This window comes from Streptomyces sp. NPDC101191 (genome assembly GCF_044767915.1).
Classification (GTDB): domain Bacteria; phylum Actinomycetota; class Actinomycetes; order Streptomycetales; family Streptomycetaceae; genus Streptomyces.
Genome location: NZ_JBIWOU010000014.1, coordinates 68,909 through 88,530, shown reverse-complemented (window position 1 = coordinate 88,530; position 19,622 = coordinate 68,909). Strand labels below are relative to the sequence as shown.

The following is a 19,622-nucleotide window of genomic DNA, read 5'->3' as shown; positions in this document are numbered from 1 at the left end:
GAATCCTCGTAGCTGACTATCCGTCAGATTAGCTGTAGCCTGACGCGCTGTCAGCAATGAGGCACCCGGAGGGGGACGACGTGCTCAAGGACCGCACAGCCATCGTCGGCATAGGCCAGACGCCCTTTGCGAAACACCTCCCGGAGTCCGAGAAGACGCTCGCTTGCCGGGCGATCCTCGCCGCTCTCGACGACGCCGGGATCGATCCGTCCGAGGTCGACGCCTTCGCCTCCTACACGATGGAGGAGACCGACGAGGTGGAGGTGGCCAAGGCCATCGGCGCGGGCGACGTCACCTTCTTCTCCAAGGTCGGCTACGGCGGCGGCGGTTCCTGCGCCACCGTCGGGCACCTCGCCGCCGCCGTCGCCACCGGGCAGGCGAGCGTGGGGGTGGCCTGGCGGTCCCGGAAGCGCGGCTCGGGACCGAGGCCCTGGAAGAACACCGCCGTCCAGCTGCCGACGCCCGGGCAGTGGACCCGACCCTTCGGACTCGTCCGTCCCGCCGACGAGATCGGCATGCTCGCCCGCCGCTACATGCACGAGTACGGCGCCACCCGCGACCACCTCTTCAACGTCGCCCTGGCCTGCCGCAACCGGGCCAACCAGAACCCGGCCGCGATCATGTACGAACGCCCGCTGACCCGCGAGATGTACATGACCTCCCGCTGGATCAGCGAGCCCCTCTGCCTCTTCGACAACTGCCTGGAGACCGACGGCGCGCTGGCCTGCGTCATCGTCTCGGCCGAGCGGGCGCGCGACTGCCGGCAGAAGCCCGTCTACGTCCACGCCGCCGCCCAGGGCCTGCCCGCCCAGCACCACGGCATGGTCAACTACTGGAACGACGACCCGCTGTCCGGCCCGGCCTGGACCGCCGCCCGCCACCTGTGGAAGACCGCCGACCTCGGCCCCGAGGACATCGACGTCGCCCAGATCTACGACGCCTTCACCCCGCTCGTCCCGCTCTCCCTGGAGGGCTACGGGTTCTGCGGCCGCGGCGAGGGCGGCGCGTTCACCGAGGGCGGCGCCCTGGAGATCGGCGGCCGGCTGCCCGTCAACACGGGGGGCGGCGGACTCTCCGAGGCCTACGTCCACGGCTTCAACCTCATCAACGAGGGCGTGAAGCAGCTCCGCGGCGTCTCCACCGCCCAGGTCCCGAACGCCGCCACCTGCCTCGTCACCGCCGGCGAGGGCGTCCCCACGTCCGCGATCCTGCTCCGAGCCTGAGAAGGAGGGCCCCATGGGCCTGCTCACACCCGTCATCGACGAGGACGGCGCCCCCTTCTGGGAGTACGCCGCCCAGGGCGAACTGCGCGTCCAGGCCTGCGCGGCCCCCGAGTGCGGCGAGCTCCGCTTCCCGCCCCGCCCCTGCTGCCCGCACTGCCGGTCCTTCGACAGCACCTGGCGCCTGATGTCCGGGCGCGGCCGGATCTGGTCCTTCGTGCTCCCGCACCCGCCGCTGCTGCCCGACTACGCCGCCCAGGCCCCGTACAACGCGGTCCTCGTCGAACTCGCCGACGCCCCCCGCATCCGCCTCGCCGGCAACGTCGTCGCCACCCCCGACGCCCCCCTCAACTCCGTCGACCCGGCCCGGCTGCGCATCGGCGCGGCCGTGAGGGTCGCCTTCACCGAGATCGACGGCGTCACTGTGCCCCGCTGGCTCCTGGAGCGCGCGTGAGCATCCGCGTCGAACGGGACAAGGAGCACGGGATCGCCGTCGTCACCCTCGACCGGGCCGACAGGCACAACGCGATCACCCTGGACATGGCCCGCCGGCTCGGCGAGGTCTGGCGGGGCTTCCGCTACGAGGACGAGGTGCGGGCGATCGTCGTCACCGGCGCGGGCGGGCGGGCGTTCTGCACCGGCATCGACCGCGACGCCGCCGCCCACGTGCCGCAGCCCTCCTCCCCGTACACGATCGACGACCCGCTCGTCGCCATCGGGCCCAAGGCCAACGACCTGTGGAAGCCGGTGGTCGCGGCCGTCGAGGGCATGGCCTGCGGCGGCGCCTTCTACCTGCTCGGCGAGGCCGAATTCCTCGTCGCCGGCGAGGGCGCCGCGTTCTTCGACCCGCACACCGCCTACGGCATGGTCAGCGCCTTCGAGACCATCCACATGGCGCAGCGGATGCCCTTCGGCGAGGTCGCCCGGATGGCGCTCATGGGCACCGCCGAGCGGATCTCCGCGCGGCGGGCGTACGAGACCGGGCTCGTCAGCGAACTCACTCCCACGGGTGAGGCGCTGGCGGCCGCACGCCATGCCGCCGCGGTGATCGCCGGCTATCCGACGGAGGCCGTCCAGGGGACCGTACGGGCCCTGTGGTCGGCCAGGGAGGCCGCCCGCGCCCAGGCCCTCGCCCACGCGCCGCACCTGGTGACGCTCGGCAACCTGCCGCCCGAGCGGCAGGCCGAGCTGTTCACCGGGCGGCGCGGGGCCGGCGCCTTCCGGCTGCGCTGAGACGAGGCCGGCCGGCCCGCGTCAGGCGCTGGTGCGGGAGGCGAAGGTGACCTCGCAGCGGGTGTACTCGGAGCCGTTGCCGGAGCCGGTGTACGGGGTGCTCGCCTCGGCGGACTTCGAGGCGCCGCCCTCCACCCGCAGGTCCTCGACCTGCGCCAGCGCGAGGTCGACGGTCTTGCCGGCATCGCCCTTGAACTGCATGGTGACGTCGTAGAGGTACGCCGAGGAGTCGCTGTTGGAGACGGTCACCTTGGCGACCAGCTTCTTGCCGTCCGCGCTGAGCGCGCACTCGTCGATCTTGACGTCGCGCGAGGCGCGGTCCTTCGACGAGCCGCCGACGCCGCTGACGCTGCCCGAGGAGCTGCTGGAGCTGCCGTCGGAGCCGCTGCTGGAGTGGCTGGAGTTGTTGCTGGAACCGGATCCGTGGCTGCTGCCGCCGCAGCTCGCGCCGTGGGAGCCGCGGGCGCCGGTGAGGGCGACGACGGCGAGACCGAAGACGGCGATGGCACGGACATGACGAAGCTTCACGCTTCAACCCCCGTTGAGTGTGTGCGAGTGCATAGAGAAGCCCGTCCATCGAACGGATTGACAGGCGCACGACACCCTACTGGACGCTGACCGCCTCGATCTCACACCGCTCGACCTGACCGACCCTGCCCGGCGCCCGCATGGGGATCTCGACGACCTTGGACGCGTCGCCGTCGACGGACACCACGGCCTCGGCCCGGTCCACCTCCCTGCCGCCCGCCGCTTCGAACTCCACGACCACCTTGAACGTGCGCGCGTACGAGGTCCGCGAGACGACCCTCACCGTGGTGGTGGTGTCGGCCTTCCGGGCCGGCTTGCCCTTGCGCTTCTTCTGCGCCGCCCGGACACAGTCCACGACGAAGGCCTCGACGTCCGGGGCCGGGGACGGGGAGACGGTCGGAACCGGCGTGTACGCGGAGTCCTCCGAGCCCGAACCGCCCGAACCGGAGGAGTCGTCGTAGTCGTCGTAGTCGTCGTTCTTCTTCTTCGAGCTGGAGCAGCCGCCACCGCCGCTGCCGCTCTTGCTCTTGCCCGACCGGCTGCTGCTCTTGCCGCTTCCGTGACCGCCACCGCTGCTCGTCTGGAAACCGGTCAGCGCCAGCACCACCACCGTGAGTGTCGCCGCGAGCTTCAGCCTGGTGCGGACCATCGCCGTTCCCCCGTCCATCCGTCATGCGTCCCGATCGCGAACGCCTGCGTGCCGTGCGCACGTCACCCTAGGCCCTGTCGTCGCATGGCGGGGCCCCCGCACCCGGCGTAGCGTCGTGACCGGGAGCCGGACCGTAAGGAGGCCGCACGGTGATCCGCAACATCGTCGGCTCGGTCCTGGCGCTCGCCGGAGCGACGGCCGCCGTATGGAGCCCCTTCCGTGCCTGGTACGACGGCCGTCACGGGAGTTCCTACGGCATCGAGGACCTCTTCACCGGCATCACCGACGCCAGGGCCGAGGTGATCGCCTCGATCCTGCTGCCCTTCGCCTTCGCCGCCGTCCTCACCCTCGTCGGGGTCGTGCTGCGCTCCCGCCTGCTCGTCGCCCTGGCCGGGGTCGTCGTGCTCGGCTTCACCATCCTGTGGATGGTGCGGGTCGGGCAGGTCGAGGACGGCCTGAGCATCGACTCCTCCGGTGGCGGCCTCGACGACGGCGTCGCCCTGGCCCTCGGCGGCGGTCTGCTGCTGATCGTCGGCGCGGTCGTCATGTCCGGCCGGGGTCACCACACCATCCGGGTGGACCGCGGCCCCGTGCACGGCCCTCCCCCCGAGCAGGCTCCGCCACCCGAGACCGCGCCGCCCCCGACCTCGGACGTGCCCTGGGACCCCGGGCGCGACGAGACGCCACCGCCCCCGGAGCACCGGGCCTAGGTGTGCTGTCCGGGGACGTTGGTGAGCGCCAGCGGCGCGTCCGGCCCGGACGCTACGCGCCCCGGTTGGTCGCCGTGCCCTTCACCGCGTCGAGCGCGTACACGCAGCGGTCCTTGCTGCACGCGTACACGACCCCGTTCCTGACCACCGGCGAGCCGGTGATCTCGCCGCCGGTCGCGAGCTTCCAGCGGAGCTGCCCGCCGCTCGCGTCCAGGGTGTAGAGGACGTGGTCGGCCGAACCGAAGTGCACCCGCCCGTCGGCCACCACCGGGGATCCGATCAGCTCCCCGCCCGCCGCGAACCGCCACTTCGGCGTGCCGGTGACCGCGTCCAGGGTGTAGAGCGCGCTGCCGCTGCCGACGTGCACGTTGCCCGCCGTGACCAGCACCGGCTCGGTGGACTGGCGCGGCTCGGTCGCGATCCGCCAGCGGTCCTTGCCGGTGGTCGCGTCCAGCGCGTACACGGTGCCCAGGTGGTCGGCGAGATAGATCCCGCCGCCCGTGACGGCGGGGCCCGGCGCGTACGCGGGGGGCGAGACGAACACCGCCGGCGCCTCGAAGTGCCAGCGCACGTGCCCGCTCGCCACGTCCACGGACAGCACCCGGGTACCGGCCGCCACGTACGCACAGCCGTCCTCGGCGGGCGCGACCCGCACCGGCACATGGGCGCAGGAGGCGGCGTCGCCGATCGGGTACGACCAGCGCTCCACGCCCGTCCGCGCGTCCAGCGCCTGCAGCCGGGCGTCGCGCCACACGTACACGGTGTCCCCGTGCACGGACGGCCCGCCCTCGGGCGTCTCGAAGTCGGTCTGCGCGCCGGTGATCTCCCACAGCTTGGCGCCGTTGGAGGCCTCCCAGGCCTGCACGCCGCCGCCGCGGGTGCCGGTGACGACGGTGCCCCGGTCCACCTGGAGGGAGTACACCCAGGCGTCCGTGTGCAGGCGCCAGCGCTCGCCGCCGTCGTGGGCGTCGAGCGCGTAGAGGGTGGGCCCGTCCGAGGCGTGGATACGGCCGGCGGCCACCGCCATCGACCAGGCCACGTCCCGCGTCTTGAACTGGCGCCGGCCGCTCGCCGTGTCCAGGGCGTGCACCTCGAAGGAGGTCACGTAGAGCAGGTCGCCGTCGACGACCGGGGTGCCCCACACGTCGTTGGACATGCGGAACCGCCAGGGGCGCCAGTGCCCCGGCACCTCGGGGGCCCGGTCCTGGGCCTGCGAGGCGTGCTGCGCCTCGGGGGCCCGGGCGGGCCCGGGCAGCGGGCGGGAGCCGGGCGGCGGGCCGGGCTCGGTGCCGAACGTGGCGCCGCCGGGCGGGCGCACCCAACCGGTCGCGCCGCCGGCCGCGGCGCCCGCGCCGACCCCGATGGCCGCACGGGTGTCGGCGACCCGGGGGCCCGGACCGATGGGCACCGTGGCGCCGGCCAGGCGTACGGGGCCGGCGGAGTCCGCCTCCGAGGGGCCGGCGTGGCGTCCGCCGCCCCGCGGGTCGGCGCCCCGTTCCGCGGGCTCGCGCGGCGGGCGCGGCGGCATCGGCGGGGCGGCCGGGGGCGGCGGGCTGGGCCGGCCGCCGCGCCGGGTCTCGATCATGGCGACGGCGCTCTGCGGCAGCCAGGCCGCGGCCGTCCCGCTGTCGTCCTCGCCGGAGCCGAAGAGGTGCGGGGCGAGCATGGCCTGCAGGTCCGCCGGGGTGGGGCGCTGCGTGACGTCCATCTGCATACAGGCGTCGATCAGCGGCCGCAGCTCGTCCGGCAGCCCCTCCAGGTCCGGCCCCTCCCGCAGCAGCATGAAGACCGTCTCCACCGGGTTGGCCCCGTGGTAGGGCGCGTGCCCGGTCGCGGCGAACACCAGCATCGACCCCAGCGAGAAGACGTCGCTGGCGCCGGTGACGCTGCGCGAGTCGCGGGCCTGCTCGGGCGACATGTAGGCCGGGGTGCCGACGGCGACGTTGGTCATGGTCAGGCGCGTGTTGGACACGCCGGACGCGATGCCGAAGTCGATCACCCGGGGGCCGTCCTCGACGACGAGGACGTTGGAGGGCTTGAGGTCGCGGTGGACGAGGCCGGCGCCGTGGATGGACTGCAGGGCCTCGGCGACGCCGGCCGCGAGCCAGCGCACCGCCTGGGCCGGGAGCGGCCCGCACTCGTTCACTATCTCTTCGAGGGAGGGCGCGGGCACGTACGCGGTCGCGAGCCACGGCACCGCGGCCCGCGGATCGGCGTCGACGACGGCCGCGGTGTAGAAGCCGGAGACCGCCCGTGCGGCCTCCACCTCACGGGTGAAGCGGACGCGGAACAGCTGGTCCTCGGCGAGCTCCGTCCGCACGGTCTTGATCGCCACGCGCCGCCCGGACGCCGAGCGCGCGAGATAGACGAGGCCCATGCCGCCCGCACCGAGCCGGCCCAGCACCTCGAAGGGCCCGATCCTTCTCGGGTCGTGCTGCGTCAGCTGCTCCACTTGCCTGCCACCTCCCCGTAGGGCCATGAGATTACGGCCCCGTGGACCCTGATTCTTCCTGTCCGGGGCGGTGGTTGCGAACCCGGGGGCGGATCGGGGTGTCACAGGTCATATCGACCAGCTCGGATCGGGGCGCTTCAGCCCTCGCCGGCGGCTTCCGGGGGCTCCGCGAGGACGGCGAAACGGGCGCCCTGGTTGTCGTGGAGGACGGCGAAACGGGCGCCCTGGTTGTCGTGGAGGACGGCGATGCGGCCGTGGGGGGTGTCGAAGGGGCCGGTGGTGACACGGCCGCCGAGGCGGACGGCGGTGGCGCAGGTCTCGTCGCAGTCGCGGACGGCGAAGTAGACGAGGACGTGACCGGGCATCTCGGCGGGGAAGGCGTCGGTGATCACGGCGCGGCCGCCGAAGGCGGTGTCGTCACCCGGCCGGGAGCCCGGCGGGGACCAGATCCGGTAGTCGAAGCCGCCCTCGCGGCCCTCCTCGGCCGGGTCGACCTGGCGGCCGAGCCAGCCGAAGACGGTGGCGTAGAAGGTGTCGACCGCTTCGGGACGCCGGGTGTAGACCTCCATCCAGCAGAAGGTCCCGGGCCGGTTGGTGACCTCGAAGCCGTCGTCGTCACCGGGCTGGCGCAGTCCGAAGACGGCGCCGCCGGGGTCGGCCGCGAGGGCGACGACGCCGAAGGGGCCGACGGGGTACGGCTCCATGACCATCTGCCCGCCCGCCGCCTTGACGCGCTCGGCGACGGTCCCGGCGTCGCCGGCGGCGAGGTACACGGTCCAGGTGGTGGGCATGCGCCCGTCCCGCTTGGGCAGCAGGCCGGCGACCCGGCGACCCCGGAGCAGCGCTTCGTCGCGGTCGGGATCGAAGCTCCAGCCGAAGAGCTCACCGTAGAAGCGCTTGCCCGCCTCCAGGTCGGGAAGCTGCGCGTCCACCCAGCACGGGGTGCCCTGTGCGAATACGCCCATGGCACCAGGATGAGCGTGAGTCCCGGGTCCCGCACCCACATGCGGCACACGAAAACGAACATTTGTCCCTATCTGCCCGGCGGAACCCTTGCCACGCCCGGGTTGTCCACCGAAGTTGTCCACAGGCTGTTAATAAGCTCAACGGGGGGCGCGCGGGGGTCGGAGAAGCGCCGGTGAGGGGGGTGCACCCCATTTGCAGTCGGCCGAATCGCGCGCCGATCACCCCTCGGTAAGCTGACGGCATGACAGGACAAGTACGCACCGTCGACGGCCGCGTGGCCGGACGACGCGGCCAGGCGACGCGGCAGAAGCTGCTGGACTGCCTCGGCGAGATGCTCAGCTCCTCGCCCTACCGGGACGTCAAGGTCATCGACGTGGCCCGGAAGGCGGGTACTTCACCCGCGACGTTCTACCAGTACTTCCCTGACGTCGAGGGCGCCGTCCTCGAGATCGCGGAGGAAATGGCCAAGGAGGGCGCGGGGTTGACGGAGCTCGTCTCCGGCCGCTCCTGGGTCGGAAAGGCCGGCTGGCAGTCCTCCGAGGACCTGGTCGAGGGATTCCTGGACTTCTGGCGCAAGCACGACGCGATCCTGCGGGTGGTGGACCTCGGGGCCGCGGAGGGCGACAAGCGGTTCTACAAGATCCGCATGAAGATCCTGAACTCGGTCACCAACTCCCTGACGGACGCGGTGAAGGAGCTCCAGTCGAAGGGCAAGGTCGACAAGGACGTCAGCCCCGCGGCGATGGCGGGCTCGCTGGTGGCGATGCTGGCGGCGGTCGCCGGCCACCAGAAGGGCTTCCAGACCTGGGGCGTGAAGCAGGCCGAACTCAAGCCGAACCTCGCCCTGTTGGTGCACCTGGGGATCACGGGCAAGAAGCCGACGAAGTAGTCCCCCGAGAGCATCCGGCTCACCTTCATCCGTCCTGTCGCGCCGGCGGCGGTCCCGTCCGTACCGGGGTACCGAGTACCCGTGGCACGGACGCGTGACCGCCGCCGGTTTCGTTCCTCCCCCTCGCGCGCCTTCGCTGTCCATCACTTCTTGCCGGGACCCCCCGCGCCGCCGGGTTCCCCCGGGCCCTCGAGACCCCCCGTGCCGCCGGGACCCCCCGGGCCATCGAGAGCACCAGTGCCGCCGGGAGCACCCGGACCGCCCTCGCCACCGGCACCACCCGCCCCGCGCGTGAGCCGGAAGAGCCGGATCTCGCGGTCGATGCGTGCCTGGTACGTCGCGTACGGCGGCCAGAAGGCGAGCACGGCACGCCAGGCCGCGGCGCGCTCCTCCCCCGCCAGCAGCCGCGCCCGTACGGGGAAGCTCTCGCCGCGCCAGCTGACCCGGGCGTCCGGGTGGGCGAGGAGGTTGGCGGTCCAGGCCGGGTGGCCCGGGCGCCCGAAGTTGGAGCCGACCAGCAGCCAGGTGCCCTCCGGCTCCGGCATGCAGGCGAGCGGGGTGACTCGCGGCTGACCGGACCTGGCGCCCGTGGCCGTGAGGATGACGCCCGGCAGCATCTGCGCGCTGAGCATCACCTTCCCGCGGGTGAGCCGGTGCACGGCCCGGTCCATGGCGGGGATGAAGTGCGGGGCGACCCTCGCGAACGCACGGGTCGACGAGACCTTCTGCATCAGGCGCAGTCCGACCGGCATCTAGGCCACCTCCCCGGAAGCGCCGGGGGCGACCCCGGCCGCGGATCCCCTGCCCGCTCCGGCGCCGTCGCCGAACAGGCCCTCGCACTCGGCGGCGCGGGCGCGCAGCCGGTGGGCCGGGCCGAAGAGGAGCTCGTCGGCGGCGGAGCGCTTGAAGTAGAGCTGGGCGTCGTGCTCCCAGGTGATGCCGAGCCCGCCGTGCAGCTGGACGGTCTCGGCGGCCGCGGCGCGCTGCGCCTCCAGTGCCTGGGCGAGGGCGAGCGCCCCCGAGGCCCCCTGCTCCTCCTGGGCCGCGCAGACCGTGAGGGAGCGGGCCGACTCGATCTGGACGAGGAGGTCGGCCAGGCGGTGCCTGATCGCCTGGAAGGAGCCGATGGGACGCCCGAACTGCTGCCGGGTGGTGGCGTGTTCGACGGTCCGGTCGAGGGCGCCACGCGCCGCGCCGACCGCCTCGGCGGCGAGCATGACGGCCGCGGTGCGCCCGGTCGCGGCGAGCGCGCCGAGCGTGTCGGCCGGTTCCTCGCCCAGCAGCTCGGCCTCGACGTCGCGCAGCTCGACGAGGGCCTGGGAGCGGGTGACGTCCAGGGTGGGCAGGCGGCGGCGTACGAGACCGGTCGCGTCGGCGCGTACGAGGAAGAGCAGGGTGCGGCTGCGCGGGAAGCCGCCGGTGTGCGCGGCGACCACGAGCAGCCCGGCGCTGTGCCCGTCGAGGACGTGTCCGGCCTCGCCGTACAGCACCCAGGCGGCGCCGTCGGGCCGCACGGCCTGGACGCCGCCGGAGCGTCCGTCGCCGGCCCAGGGTTCGGCGGCGTTGTCGCCGGTGAGCCCGAGGGCGAGCGGGAGCGATCCGCCGGGGAGGGCGAGGGCGCAGGTCAGGGTGCCGTCGGCGATCCGGGGCAGCAGCTCGGCGCGCTGCCGCCCGGTGCCGAGGGCCGCGATCAGCGGGGCGGCGAGGACGCTGGTGGCGAGCAGCGGGGAGGGGGCGAGGACGCGGCCGGTCTCCTCGCAGGCGAGGGCGAGTTCGGCGGGGCCGCAGCCGACCCCTCCGTACCGCTCGGGCAGCGCGAGCCCCGGCAGGCCGAGGGCGCCGGCGAGAGCGGCCCAGAGCGCGGTGTCGTACCCCTCGGGGGTGGTGACTGCCGAGCGGGTCTCGGCCGGTCCGGCGCGCTTGGCGAGGAGTTCGCGCAGGGTGCGGCGGATCTCCTGCTGTTCTTCGGTGACGGCGGCGGTACGCATGGGTCTCCCCTCCGTATCTGACGGTGCGTCATGCTAGGACCGCCCGGAGCAGATGCACAGCCCGATGACCCCTCCGGCACAAGAAATCTGATGTACCGTCAGATTCATGCCCACCACTCCACGGGACCGCCGTCGCGTCGCCGTCGTCGGCATATCCCACTCCGACTGCGGCCGCGTCGACGAGGCCACCCCCTACGCCCTGCACGCCCAGGCCGCCCGCCGCGCCCTCGCGGACAGCGGCCTCGACCGCTCGGTGATCGACGGCCTGGCCTCGGCGGGCCTCGGCACCCTCGCGCCGGTCGAGGTCGCCGAGTACCTGGGACTCCGCCCCCGCTGGATCGACTCCACCACCGTCGGCGGCGCGACCTGGGAGGTCATGGCGGCGCACGCCGCCGACGCCGTCGCCGCCGGTCACGCCAACGCCGTCCTGCTCGTCTACGGCTCCACCGCCCGCGCCGACATCAAGGCCCGGCGGCGCACCGGCAACCTCTCCTTCGGCTCGCGCGGTCCGCTGCAGTTCGAGGTGCCGTACGGCCACAGCCTGATCGCCAAGTACGCGATGGCCGCCCGCCGCCACATGCACGAGTACGGCACGACGCTGGAGCAGCTCGCCGAGGTCGCCGTCCAGGCGCGGGCCCACGCGGCGCTCAACCCGGAGGCGATGTTCCGGGACCCGATCACGGTCGACGACGTGCTCGGCGGCCCGATGATCGCCGATCCCTTCACCAAGCTGCACTGCTGCATCCGCAGCGACGGCGGCTGCGCGGTGCTGATCGCGGCCGAGGAGTACGTACCGGACACGGCGAAGGCGCCGGTCTGGATCCTCGGCGCGGGCGAGCACGTCTCGCACACCACGATGTCGGAGTGGGAGGACTTCACCGTCTCCCCGGCGGCGGTGAGCGGCCGGCTCGCCTTCGAGCGGGCGGGGGTGCGCCCCGCCGACGTCGAAGTGGCGGAGATCTACGACGCGTTCACCTACATGACCCTCGTGACGCTGGAGGACCTGGGCTTCTGCGCCAAGGGCGAGGGCGGGGCGTTCTTCGCGGAGAAGGACCGCCTGCCGGTGAACACGGACGGCGGCGGCCTCTCGGCCTGCCATCCGGGCATGCGGGGCCTGTTCCTCCTGGTCGAGGCGGTCCGCCAGCTGCGCGGCGAGGCCTCGGGCCTCCAGGTCCGCCGCCCGGACGGCTCGCTGCCGGAGCTGGCGGTGGCGTCAGGGACGGGCGGCTGGTTCTGCTCCTCGGGGACGGTGGTGCTGGGCAGGGACTGACGGGCGCCCAGGACGGGACGGGCGAGGCCTGATCCGGGCCGTTCGGGCGGTGCCGGGCCGGCTCCGGGGAAGGGTCCGGCGTCGAGGAGGTCGAGGAGAGGCCGGCAGAGAGGAGGGCCGGGCGTCGAGGAGGGGTGGGCCCGGGCGGGCGCCGAGAATCTATACAGTCGTCATAGACAAGCGTGTAGGACATCCGTATAGTCATCGGTGCGGGGCCGGACCGGCCTCGCACCGAACCGACCGAGGAGTCCCGCCGTGAACACCACCGCCCGCCCCGCCAGGACCGTCCTGATCTCCGGCGCCTCCATCGCCGGTCCCGCGCTCGCCCTGTGGCTGCACCGCTACGGCTTCGCCCCCACCGTCGTCGAGAAGGCCCCGGCCGTGCGCACCGGCGGTTACAAGGTCGATCTGCGCGGCGGCGCCATCGAGATCTGCGCGAGGACGGGCATCCTCGACGAGGTCCGCGCCCACTCCACCGACATGGACGGCGGCTCCTACGTCGACTCCGAGGGGCGCACCGTCGGCGAGCTGCCGGCCGAGATCTTCGGTGGCCGAGACGAGCAGGACGACGAGGTCATGCGCGGCGACCTCGCCCGCATCCTGTACGAGCGCACCCGCGAGAACGTCGAGTACCTCTTCGGCGACTCCATCGCCTCCCTGCACGACGACGGCGAGGGCGTGGACGTGGTCTTCGAGAGCGGCACCCGGCGCCGCTTCGACCTCGTGGTCGGCGCGGACGGCATGCACTCGCACACGCGGCGCCTGGTCTTCGGCGACGAGCGGCGGTACAAGCGCCACCTCGGCGCGTACATCTCCATCTTCACCGGCCCCGACCGCCTGGGCCTGACCCGCTGGGAGACCTACCACGCCCGTCCGCACAAGCTGATCTCCGTCTACAGCACGGCCGGTGAGAGCGCGGCCACCGCCAAGAACTGCTTCGTCTTCGCCTCCCCCGCCGAACTCGCCTACGACCACCGGGACATCGCGGCCCAGAAGCGTCTGCTGGCGGACGCGTTCGCGGGCGACGACTGGGAGATCCCGCGGATGATCGCCGACGCGGCGGACGCGGACGACTTCTTCTTCGACTCGATCGCCACGATCCACATGGACCGCTGGTCCAAGGGCCGGGTCGTCCTCCTCGGCGACGCCGCGCACTGCACCTCCCCCGCCTCGGGCCAGGGCACCGGTCTCGCCCTCACCGGCGCCTACGTCCTGGCCGGCGAACTCGCCGCGGCGGGCGGCGACCACGTCGCGGGCTTCGCCGCCTACGAGGAGGTCATGCGGCCGGGCGTCGAACTGAACCGGGGCTTCGCGGAGAAGTTCGCCAAGGAGATGACCGTCTCCTCGCGGCGCAAGATCGCCATGCGTATGTTCATGGTGCGCGTTCTGCCCCGGACCCCCTTCAAGAACCTGATCGCGAAGAAGATCCGCGAGGAGATCCAGCGCGCGGCGAACGCGGTCCCGGTCAAGGAGTACGGCGCGTACGAGACGCTCGGAACCCCCGCCTGAACATGTTCGAAACCTTCTGCCGGTGCGTGCGGAGCCCTGTTACGATCACGCCGAGGGACGGGAAGCGCCGGAGGGGGCCGCGCGGGACGCGCGAACGAAGGCCACCCGTCCTCTGCCTGCATCACAGGCCCTCGGAGGGGACTTCCTTGAACAACCACGCCCGCAGAGCGTCGCTGGCCGCGGCCACCGCACTCGGCATCACGGCCGGACTGACCGCCACGATCGCGGCACCCGCGACCGCCACCACCCCCACCGCCGGGACGGCCGCCGCCGACGAGGTGGTGATCCCGAACCCGGGGCGCGAGATGCCGCGCGTCGACTCCCCCAGGCAGGCCGGCACGACCGGCTACGCTCACGTGGTCGAAGGCACGACCGGAGCGGTCTGGACGGACTACGCGACGGGCACCGACACCCCGATCAGCGATGCCCAGGCCGCGGGCCACTCCGGTCTCCACGCGACCATCAGCACCGAACCCTTCGACCAGCCGCGCACGGTCACCATCGCCGAAGTGGGCTCGGACGCCAGGAAGAGCATCACGATCCCCGGCAGCCAGGTGTGGTCCAAGACCTACAACGCCGACACCACCCTCGCCTACACCCAGGACACGACCGGGCTGACCTCGCTCACCCTGTACCGGGCGGCCGAGGACGGCACGACCACGGCCCGGACCGTCGCCGAGATCCCGAGGGCCATGGGCCCGATCACCGCCATCAAGCAGGACCTGAAGGGCGCGCTCCTCAGGATGCGGCCCCTCGCCGACGGCCCGGTAGCCACCTACCTGCTCGACTACGCGACCGCCACGGTGCAGCCGCTCCCGGCCGCCATCGCGCCCACCGGCTGGTTCGCCCTCGGCGAGCGGCACATCGTGCACTACCCCGGCAACGGCAAGCCGCTGCTCTCGGTCCCCCGCGACAACCCGACGGCCACGCCCGTGGAGACCGTCCTCCCGGCCCCCGTCGGCAAGGAGGGACCGGGCCTGTCCTTCACCGTCACCGGTGACACCGTCGTCTACCAGCGGAACCTGCTCTATCCCGAGAACGGCTACCTCGCCGGCCACGCCCTGCGCGCGATCCCGGTCGGCGGCGGGACGGCCACCGAACTCCTGAAGTCCGCCCAACAGGGCGCCTACGCCGTCGCGCCCGACGGCAGCGTCCTCGTCGCCGGGGGCACGGACGCCCTCGACTGGGCCCTTCACCGGATCACCGTGGGGGACGACGGCACACCCCGGCTGACGCGTCTGCGCGCGATCCCCCCCGTCCCCCGGACGATCTCCCGCATCGCCCTCGGCGCCGGCCGGCTGAGCCACATCAGCCGGCGCGACGACTGGACGGACCTCACCGACGTCGACACCGATCTGACCGGCACCCCCCAGGCGGGCGCGCCGAAGCGGCGCTTCTCCTTCGTCGTCGACCCGGTCAACGGTCTCGCCTCGCTCGGCGACGGCGACTCGGCGGTCCTGTGGGGCCCGAGGCTCGCCGCCCCCCTCGAAACCAACTCGTACAAGGGCTTCGGCCTTCCCTCCGCCGACACCCTCGTGGACGCGGCGGGCCGCTACGTCGTGGCCAAGGGCGGCGACACCACCTACGTCGGCGACCTCGAGAACTACACCGCAGACCAGCCGTCCGTCCTGCTCACCCTCCCGAACACCCCCGTCGCCGTGTGGGGCAGCAAGGCGTGGAAGCCGGCCGGCACCGCCCCGGCGTCCGACCTGGTCAACTCCTACGACCTGAAGACGAAGGCGACCTCTCCGGCCATCGACCTCAGGTCGGACTGCCGGCCCACCGATCTGCGGGCCGTGGGGCGTTGGCTGTACTGGGCCTGCGGGACGGCGAAGGCGGGCGTCTACGACCACACGCTGAAGAAGAGCGTGCCGGTCCCGGCCGGCGAGGCGCTGCTCGGCGACGGCTTCGTCGTCCGGCACGAGGGCGACAAGCTGAAGCTCACGAACGCCGCCACCGGGCAGACCTCCGACCTCGCGGACCTCCCCGCCTCGTCCGCCTCGGACCGCGGCACGCGCTGGACCGTGGACAAGTTCGGTCAGAACGTCGCCTACTTCGACAGCGCCGAGAACGTCCACGTCAAGCGCGTCCCGATCACCCCCCAGCCGCTCGCACTGGTCGAGGGCGACCCGCTCTACAACGGTCAGCGAGAGGTCAGCGTGCGCACGTCGCGCGCCGTGGGCGCCTGGACCGCGGAGATCAAGAACGCGGCCGGTCGCACCGTGCGCACCTTCCGGGGCGCCCACGGCACGGCCGCGGGCGTGCGTTTCACCTGGGACGGCAGGGACGACACGGGCCGCGGCGTCGAGGGCGGCCGCTACACCTTCGTCCTGACCGCGCAACCCGCCGACGGTGTCGGCCCGGCCGTGCGGACCACCGACACGCTCGACGTGTGGGACAACCGCGTCACCAGCCTGCCGGGCACCTTCCGCCCCCTGACCCCCACCCGCCTGATGGACACCCGTACCGGTCTCGGTGTGCCGAAGGCCAAGGTGGGCCCGGGCAAGACGGTCACGCTCAAGGTCACGGGCGCCGGCGGCGTTCCGGCGACCGGCGTCACCGCGGTCGTCCTCAACGTCACCGCGGTCGCGCCGACCGCGCCGGGCTTCGTCACCGCCTACGCCTCCGGCACGAACCGGACCGCCGGTTCGCACCTCAACTTCACCACCGGCCGGACCGTCTCCAACTCGGCCGTCGTCCCGGTGGTCGACGGCAAGGTGAACTTCTACAACCAGAGCGGCTCGACCGACCTCCTCGCCGACGTCGCCGGCTACTACGAGGAGGGCAAGGGCGGGGCCGTCTACCGGCCCGTCACCCCCAGCCGGCTGATGGACACCCGCAGCGGCCTCGGCGTGCCGAAGGCGAAGGTCGGCGAGCACGGCACCGTCACGCTGGCCGTGCCGGACGCCTCCGCGAAGGCCGTGGTCCTCAACGTGACCGCGACCAACGCGACCAAGGGCGGCTACGTCTCGGTCCAGCCGTACGGCGCCCCGCGCGCCTCGGTCTCGAACCTGAACTTCACCGCCGGCCGCACCGTCGCGAACCACGTGGTCGTCCCGGTGGTGGAGGGCAAGGTCACGTTCTACAACCACGCGGGGACGGTGGACCTGCTCGCGGACGTCGCCGGGTACTTCACCGACGGCCCCGGCGGCACCTTCACCGCCATGCAGCCCTACCGGGCCCTCGACACGCGCTTCTACGAGCCGGTGCCGCCCGCCAAGGTCGGCGCGGGCCAGACCCGGGAGGTGTGGGTCGGCGGCCAGGGAGTGATCCCGGGCGACGTCACCGCCGTGGCCGTGAACGTCACCGTCACCAACCCGACGGCCGCCGGCTACGTCTCGGTGTACCCGTCCGGGGACCGGCGCCCGGCGGTGTCCAGTCTCAACTTCACCGCGGGCCAGACCGTTCCCAACCTGGTGGTCGTCCCGGTCAAGGACGGCCGGATCACCCTCTACAACCACTCCGGCACCGTCGACCTCATCGTCGACGTCGCCGGTTACTACACCGGCTGATCCAGCGGTAGCCGCCCGGTGCGGATGCCGCACCTCCCCCGCAGGGCCTCATGATGGACGCCATGGATGACGAACGGCGTTTTCAGGAGGCCCTGCGGTCCTTGCGGGTCTGGGACACCGAACTCCCCGGGTTCGCACCGGCCGACGCGCCGGAGGAGCCGGTGGCGCTCTTCCACGCCTGGTTCACCGACGCGGTGGCGGCCGGGGCGGTGGAGCCCCACACCATGTCGCTCGCCACGGTGGACGCGGACGGGCGGCCCGACGTGCGGACGGTGATGCTGCACGGCGCGGACGCGCGCGGCTGGCACTTCGCCTCGCACGCGGGCAGCGCCAAGGGCCGCCAGCTGGCCGCCCGCCCCGAGGCGGCGCTCGGCTTCTACTGGCCGGTGCGGGGACGGCAGGTACGGGTGCGGGGGCCGGTCCTCACCGGGACCCGGGAGGAGGCGTACGCCGACCTCCACGCCCGCAGCACCGGCGCCCTCGCCTCCGCGCTCGTGGGCCGTCAGAGCGAGCCCCTGGACGACCTCGACACGCTCGCGCGGGCCGGCGCCGCCGCCTGGGACCGGGCCCGGCGCGAGCCCGAGGCGCACGCCGACAGCTGGACGGTGTACGTCGTCGAGCCGGCCGAGGTCGAGTTCTTCCAGGGCGACGAGCAGCGCCGGCACGTACGGCTGCGCTACCGCAGGACCGCCGACGGCTCCTGGGCCCGGGAACTCCTCTGGCCGTAGGCCCACGCGGGGAGCGGCGGCGGAGGGAGCGGCCCCGCCGCCTGCGGAGGGCGGCCTGACGGTCCGCGTCCGTTTCAGGACCGTCCGATCACCCGTACATCTCGTCGATCTCCCGCGCGAAGTCCCGTAGCACCGCCCGCCTCTTGAGCTTCAGGGAAGGGGTGAGGTGGCCGCTCGACTCGCTCCACTCCGTGGTCAGGACGCGGAAGCCGCGGATCGACTCGGCGCGGGAGACGAGCCGGTTGGCGTCGTCGACGGCCCGCTGGACCACCGCGAGGAGCTCCTCGTCACGGATGAGCTCCCACACCGCGAGATGGTCCTTGTTCCTCATCCGGCGCCAGTGGAGCAGGCCCTCGTGGTCGAGGGTGACCAGGGCGGTGACGTAGGGGCGGTTGTCGCCGAGGACCATGCACTGGGCGACCAGGGGGTGGGCGCGCAGCCAGTCCTCCAGGGGCGCCGGGGCGACGTTCTTCCCGGCGGAGGTGACGATCATGTCCTTCTTGCGGCCGGTGATCCGCAGGTGCCCCTCGTCGTCGAGGGCACCGAGGTCACCGGTGGGGAACCAGCCCTCGTCGGTGTACGGCAGCGCGAGCCCGCGCTGGGCGTCCCAGTAGCCGGCGAAGACATGACCGCCCTTGAGCCAGACCTCCCCGTCCCTGGCGATGCGTACGGCGGTGCCGGGCAGCGGCCGCCCGACGGTGCCCGGACGCGGGCCGGTGAGCGGGGTGACCGTGGCGGCGGCGGTGGTCTCCGTCAGCCCGTAGCCCTCGTACACCTCGATACCGGCGCCCGTGAAGAACTCGGCGAGCCGGGCCCCGAGGGGTGAGCCGCCGCAGATGACGTGCCGGACCCGGCCGCCGAGCGCCGCCCGGATGCGCTTGTAGACGAGCGGGTCGTAGAGGGCGCGGGCGGCGCGCAGGCCGAGGGACGGGCCGCCGGAGTCCCCCGCCTGCGCGTGGCCGTAGCGCTCGGCGACCCGGGCGGCCCGGTCGAACGAGGCGGCACGGCCGGCGCGTTCGGCGGTGGCCCGGGCGGTGTTGAAGACCTTCTCCAGGACGTACGGGATGGCGAGCAGGAAGGTGGGCCGGAAGCTCGCGAGGTCGCTGAGGAGTTCGTCGCTCTCCACGGAGGGCGCGTGCCCGACCCGCACCCGGGCGCGGACGCAGCCGATGGCGACCATGCGCCCGAAGACGTGGGAGAGCGGCAGGAAGAGGAGGGTCGACGCGGGTTCCCTGCTCAGCGACCGGAAGACGGGGTGCAGGAGCTCGACGGCGTTGTCGACCTCGGCGAAGAAGTTGGCGTGGGTGAGGGCGCAGCCCTTGGGGCGGCCGGTGGTGCCCGAGGTGTAGATGAGGGTGGCGAGGGTCTCCGGGGTGAGCAGCCCGCGCCGCGCGGTGACGGCCTCGTCGGCCACCCGCGCACCGGCCTTCCGCAGGTGCTCGACGGCCCCGGTGTCGAGCACCCACAGCTGCCCGAGCGAGGGCAGCTGGCGCCGCTCGGTGGAGACCAGCCGGGCCTGGGCGGCGTCCTCGACGACGCAGGCGGCGGCGCCGGAGTCCTGGAGGATCCAGCGGGTCTGGTAGGCCGAGGAGGTGGGGTAGAGCGGGACGGTGATCAGCCCGGCGGCCCAGGCCGCGAAGTCCAGCAGCGTCCACTCGTAGCGGGTGCGGGCCATCAGTGCGAGCCGGTCGCCGGGCCGCAGCCCCTGGGCGATGAGCCCCTTGGCGACGGAGTGCACCTCCGCGGCGAAGGCCGAGGCGGTCACGTCGGCCCAGCCGCCGTCCGGCTGCTTGCGGGAGAACAGCAGCGCCGCCGGCTCCTCGCGGGCGGTGTCGTACGGCAGGTCGGCGAGCGAACCGCGCCGTACGGGCGCCACGAGCGCGGGCACGGACGCCTCGCGGACGGTCCCGTCGACACGGACCAGCTCGGGCGAGGACTCGGAGACGGGCACGTGCGGCTCCTCGGGCG

General features: G+C 73.2%; 15 protein-coding genes and 1 pseudogene. 9 read left to right on the top strand and 7 right to left on the bottom strand.

Features of this window, described 5'->3' with window-relative positions; translation table 11 throughout:
• Positions 1-80 precede the first annotated feature (80 nt).
• Genes ACIRQF_RS36045 through ACIRQF_RS36035 form a run of 3 tightly spaced genes read left to right on the top strand, consistent with a single transcriptional unit; the run spans position 81 to position 2,453 of the window.
• Positions 81-1,223, top strand: a complete 1,143-nt coding sequence (locus ACIRQF_RS36045) for a lipid-transfer protein (protein ID WP_404098948.1) — start codon at positions 81-83, stop codon at positions 1,221-1,223.
• Between the two features lie 13 nt (positions 1,224-1,236).
• The gene (locus ACIRQF_RS36040) at positions 1,237-1,674 is read left to right on the top strand and encodes a Zn-ribbon domain-containing OB-fold protein (RefSeq protein WP_389756133.1); all 438 of its coding nucleotides are present in this window, start codon (positions 1,237-1,239) and stop codon (positions 1,672-1,674) included.
• Positions 1,671-2,453, top strand: a complete 783-nt coding sequence (locus tag ACIRQF_RS36035) for an enoyl-CoA hydratase/isomerase family protein (protein WP_404098944.1) — start codon at positions 1,671-1,673, stop codon at positions 2,451-2,453. Before ACIRQF_RS36040 ends, ACIRQF_RS36035 begins: the two co-directional genes overlap by 4 nt.
• A 21-nt stretch (positions 2,454-2,474) precedes the next feature.
• Here the strand turns inward: ACIRQF_RS36035 and ACIRQF_RS36030 are convergent, their stop codons facing one another.
• Positions 2,475-2,981 carry a hypothetical protein gene (locus tag ACIRQF_RS36030; protein ID WP_376636915.1) on the bottom strand — a complete coding sequence of 169 codons (507 nt, stop codon included), beginning with the start codon at positions 2,979-2,981 and terminating at the stop codon, positions 2,475-2,477.
• A gap of 76 nt (positions 2,982-3,057) precedes the next feature.
• Positions 3,058-3,630 (bottom strand): hypothetical protein, encoded by a 573-nt coding sequence (locus ACIRQF_RS36025; RefSeq protein WP_404098941.1) that lies wholly within the window; start codon positions 3,628-3,630, stop codon positions 3,058-3,060.
• A 149-nt stretch (positions 3,631-3,779) separates the two neighbouring features.
• On the opposite strand from ACIRQF_RS36025, the gene ACIRQF_RS36020 reads away from it, so the two are divergent.
• Complete coding sequence (locus ACIRQF_RS36020) at positions 3,780-4,340, top strand: hypothetical protein (RefSeq protein WP_376636917.1); 561 nt, start codon at positions 3,780-3,782, stop codon at positions 4,338-4,340.
• 52 nt (positions 4,341-4,392) lie between these two features.
• On the opposite strand, the gene ACIRQF_RS36015 is transcribed toward ACIRQF_RS36020, so the two are convergent.
• Positions 4,393-6,819 (bottom strand): PQQ-binding-like beta-propeller repeat protein, encoded by a 2,427-nt coding sequence (locus ACIRQF_RS36015; protein ID WP_382482170.1) that lies wholly within the window; start codon positions 6,817-6,819, stop codon positions 4,393-4,395.
• Positions 6,820-6,929: 110 nt separating this feature from the next.
• Positions 6,930-7,757, bottom strand: a complete 828-nt coding sequence (locus tag ACIRQF_RS36010) for a VOC family protein (RefSeq protein ID WP_404098938.1) — start codon at positions 7,755-7,757, stop codon at positions 6,930-6,932.
• Between the two features lie 242 nt (positions 7,758-7,999).
• Between ACIRQF_RS36010 and ACIRQF_RS36005 the strand changes: the two genes are divergently transcribed.
• Positions 8,000-8,647, top strand: a complete 648-nt coding sequence (locus tag ACIRQF_RS36005; protein ID WP_376636920.1) for a TetR family transcriptional regulator — start codon at positions 8,000-8,002, stop codon at positions 8,645-8,647.
• 287 nt (positions 8,648-8,934) lie between these two features.
• Here ACIRQF_RS36005 and ACIRQF_RS36000 read toward each other — a convergent pair.
• Positions 8,935-9,399 (bottom strand): annotated as a pseudogene (locus ACIRQF_RS36000) (nitroreductase family deazaflavin-dependent oxidoreductase); the annotation flags it as partial.
• The gene (locus ACIRQF_RS35995; RefSeq protein ID WP_404098936.1) at positions 9,400-10,635 is read right to left on the bottom strand and encodes an acyl-CoA dehydrogenase family protein; all 1,236 of its coding nucleotides are present in this window, start codon (positions 10,633-10,635) and stop codon (positions 9,400-9,402) included.
• A gap of 106 nt (positions 10,636-10,741) precedes the next feature.
• On the opposite strand from ACIRQF_RS35995, the gene ACIRQF_RS35990 reads away from it, so the two are divergent.
• The 4 genes from ACIRQF_RS35990 to ACIRQF_RS35975 all read left to right on the top strand — a co-directional run bounded on the left by ACIRQF_RS35990 (position 10,742) and on the right by ACIRQF_RS35975 (position 17,654).
• Entirely contained in the window at positions 10,742-11,905 is a 1,164-nt protein-coding gene (locus ACIRQF_RS35990; RefSeq protein ID WP_404098934.1) for a thiolase C-terminal domain-containing protein, read from the top strand.
• 255 nt (positions 11,906-12,160) lie between these two features.
• Positions 12,161-13,414, top strand: a complete 1,254-nt coding sequence (locus tag ACIRQF_RS35985; RefSeq protein WP_404098931.1) for an FAD-dependent monooxygenase — start codon at positions 12,161-12,163, stop codon at positions 13,412-13,414.
• 146 nt (positions 13,415-13,560) lie between these two features.
• Positions 13,561-16,926, top strand: coding sequence for a FlgD immunoglobulin-like domain containing protein (locus ACIRQF_RS35980; RefSeq protein WP_404098926.1), 3,366 nt, complete (start codon positions 13,561-13,563; stop codon positions 16,924-16,926).
• Positions 16,927-16,988: 62 nt separating this feature from the next.
• Positions 16,989-17,654: a pyridoxal 5'-phosphate synthase gene (locus ACIRQF_RS35975; protein ID WP_382482154.1), complete on the top strand. Its 666-nt coding sequence runs from the start codon at positions 16,989-16,991 to the stop codon at positions 17,652-17,654.
• An 88-nt stretch (positions 17,655-17,742) separates the two neighbouring features.
• On the opposite strand, the gene ACIRQF_RS35970 is transcribed toward ACIRQF_RS35975, so the two are convergent.
• On the bottom strand, positions 17,743-19,605 hold the full coding sequence (locus ACIRQF_RS35970; RefSeq protein ID WP_404098923.1) for an AMP-dependent synthetase/ligase: 1,863 nt from the start codon (positions 19,603-19,605) through the stop codon (positions 17,743-17,745).
• Positions 19,606-19,622 lie beyond the last annotated feature (17 nt).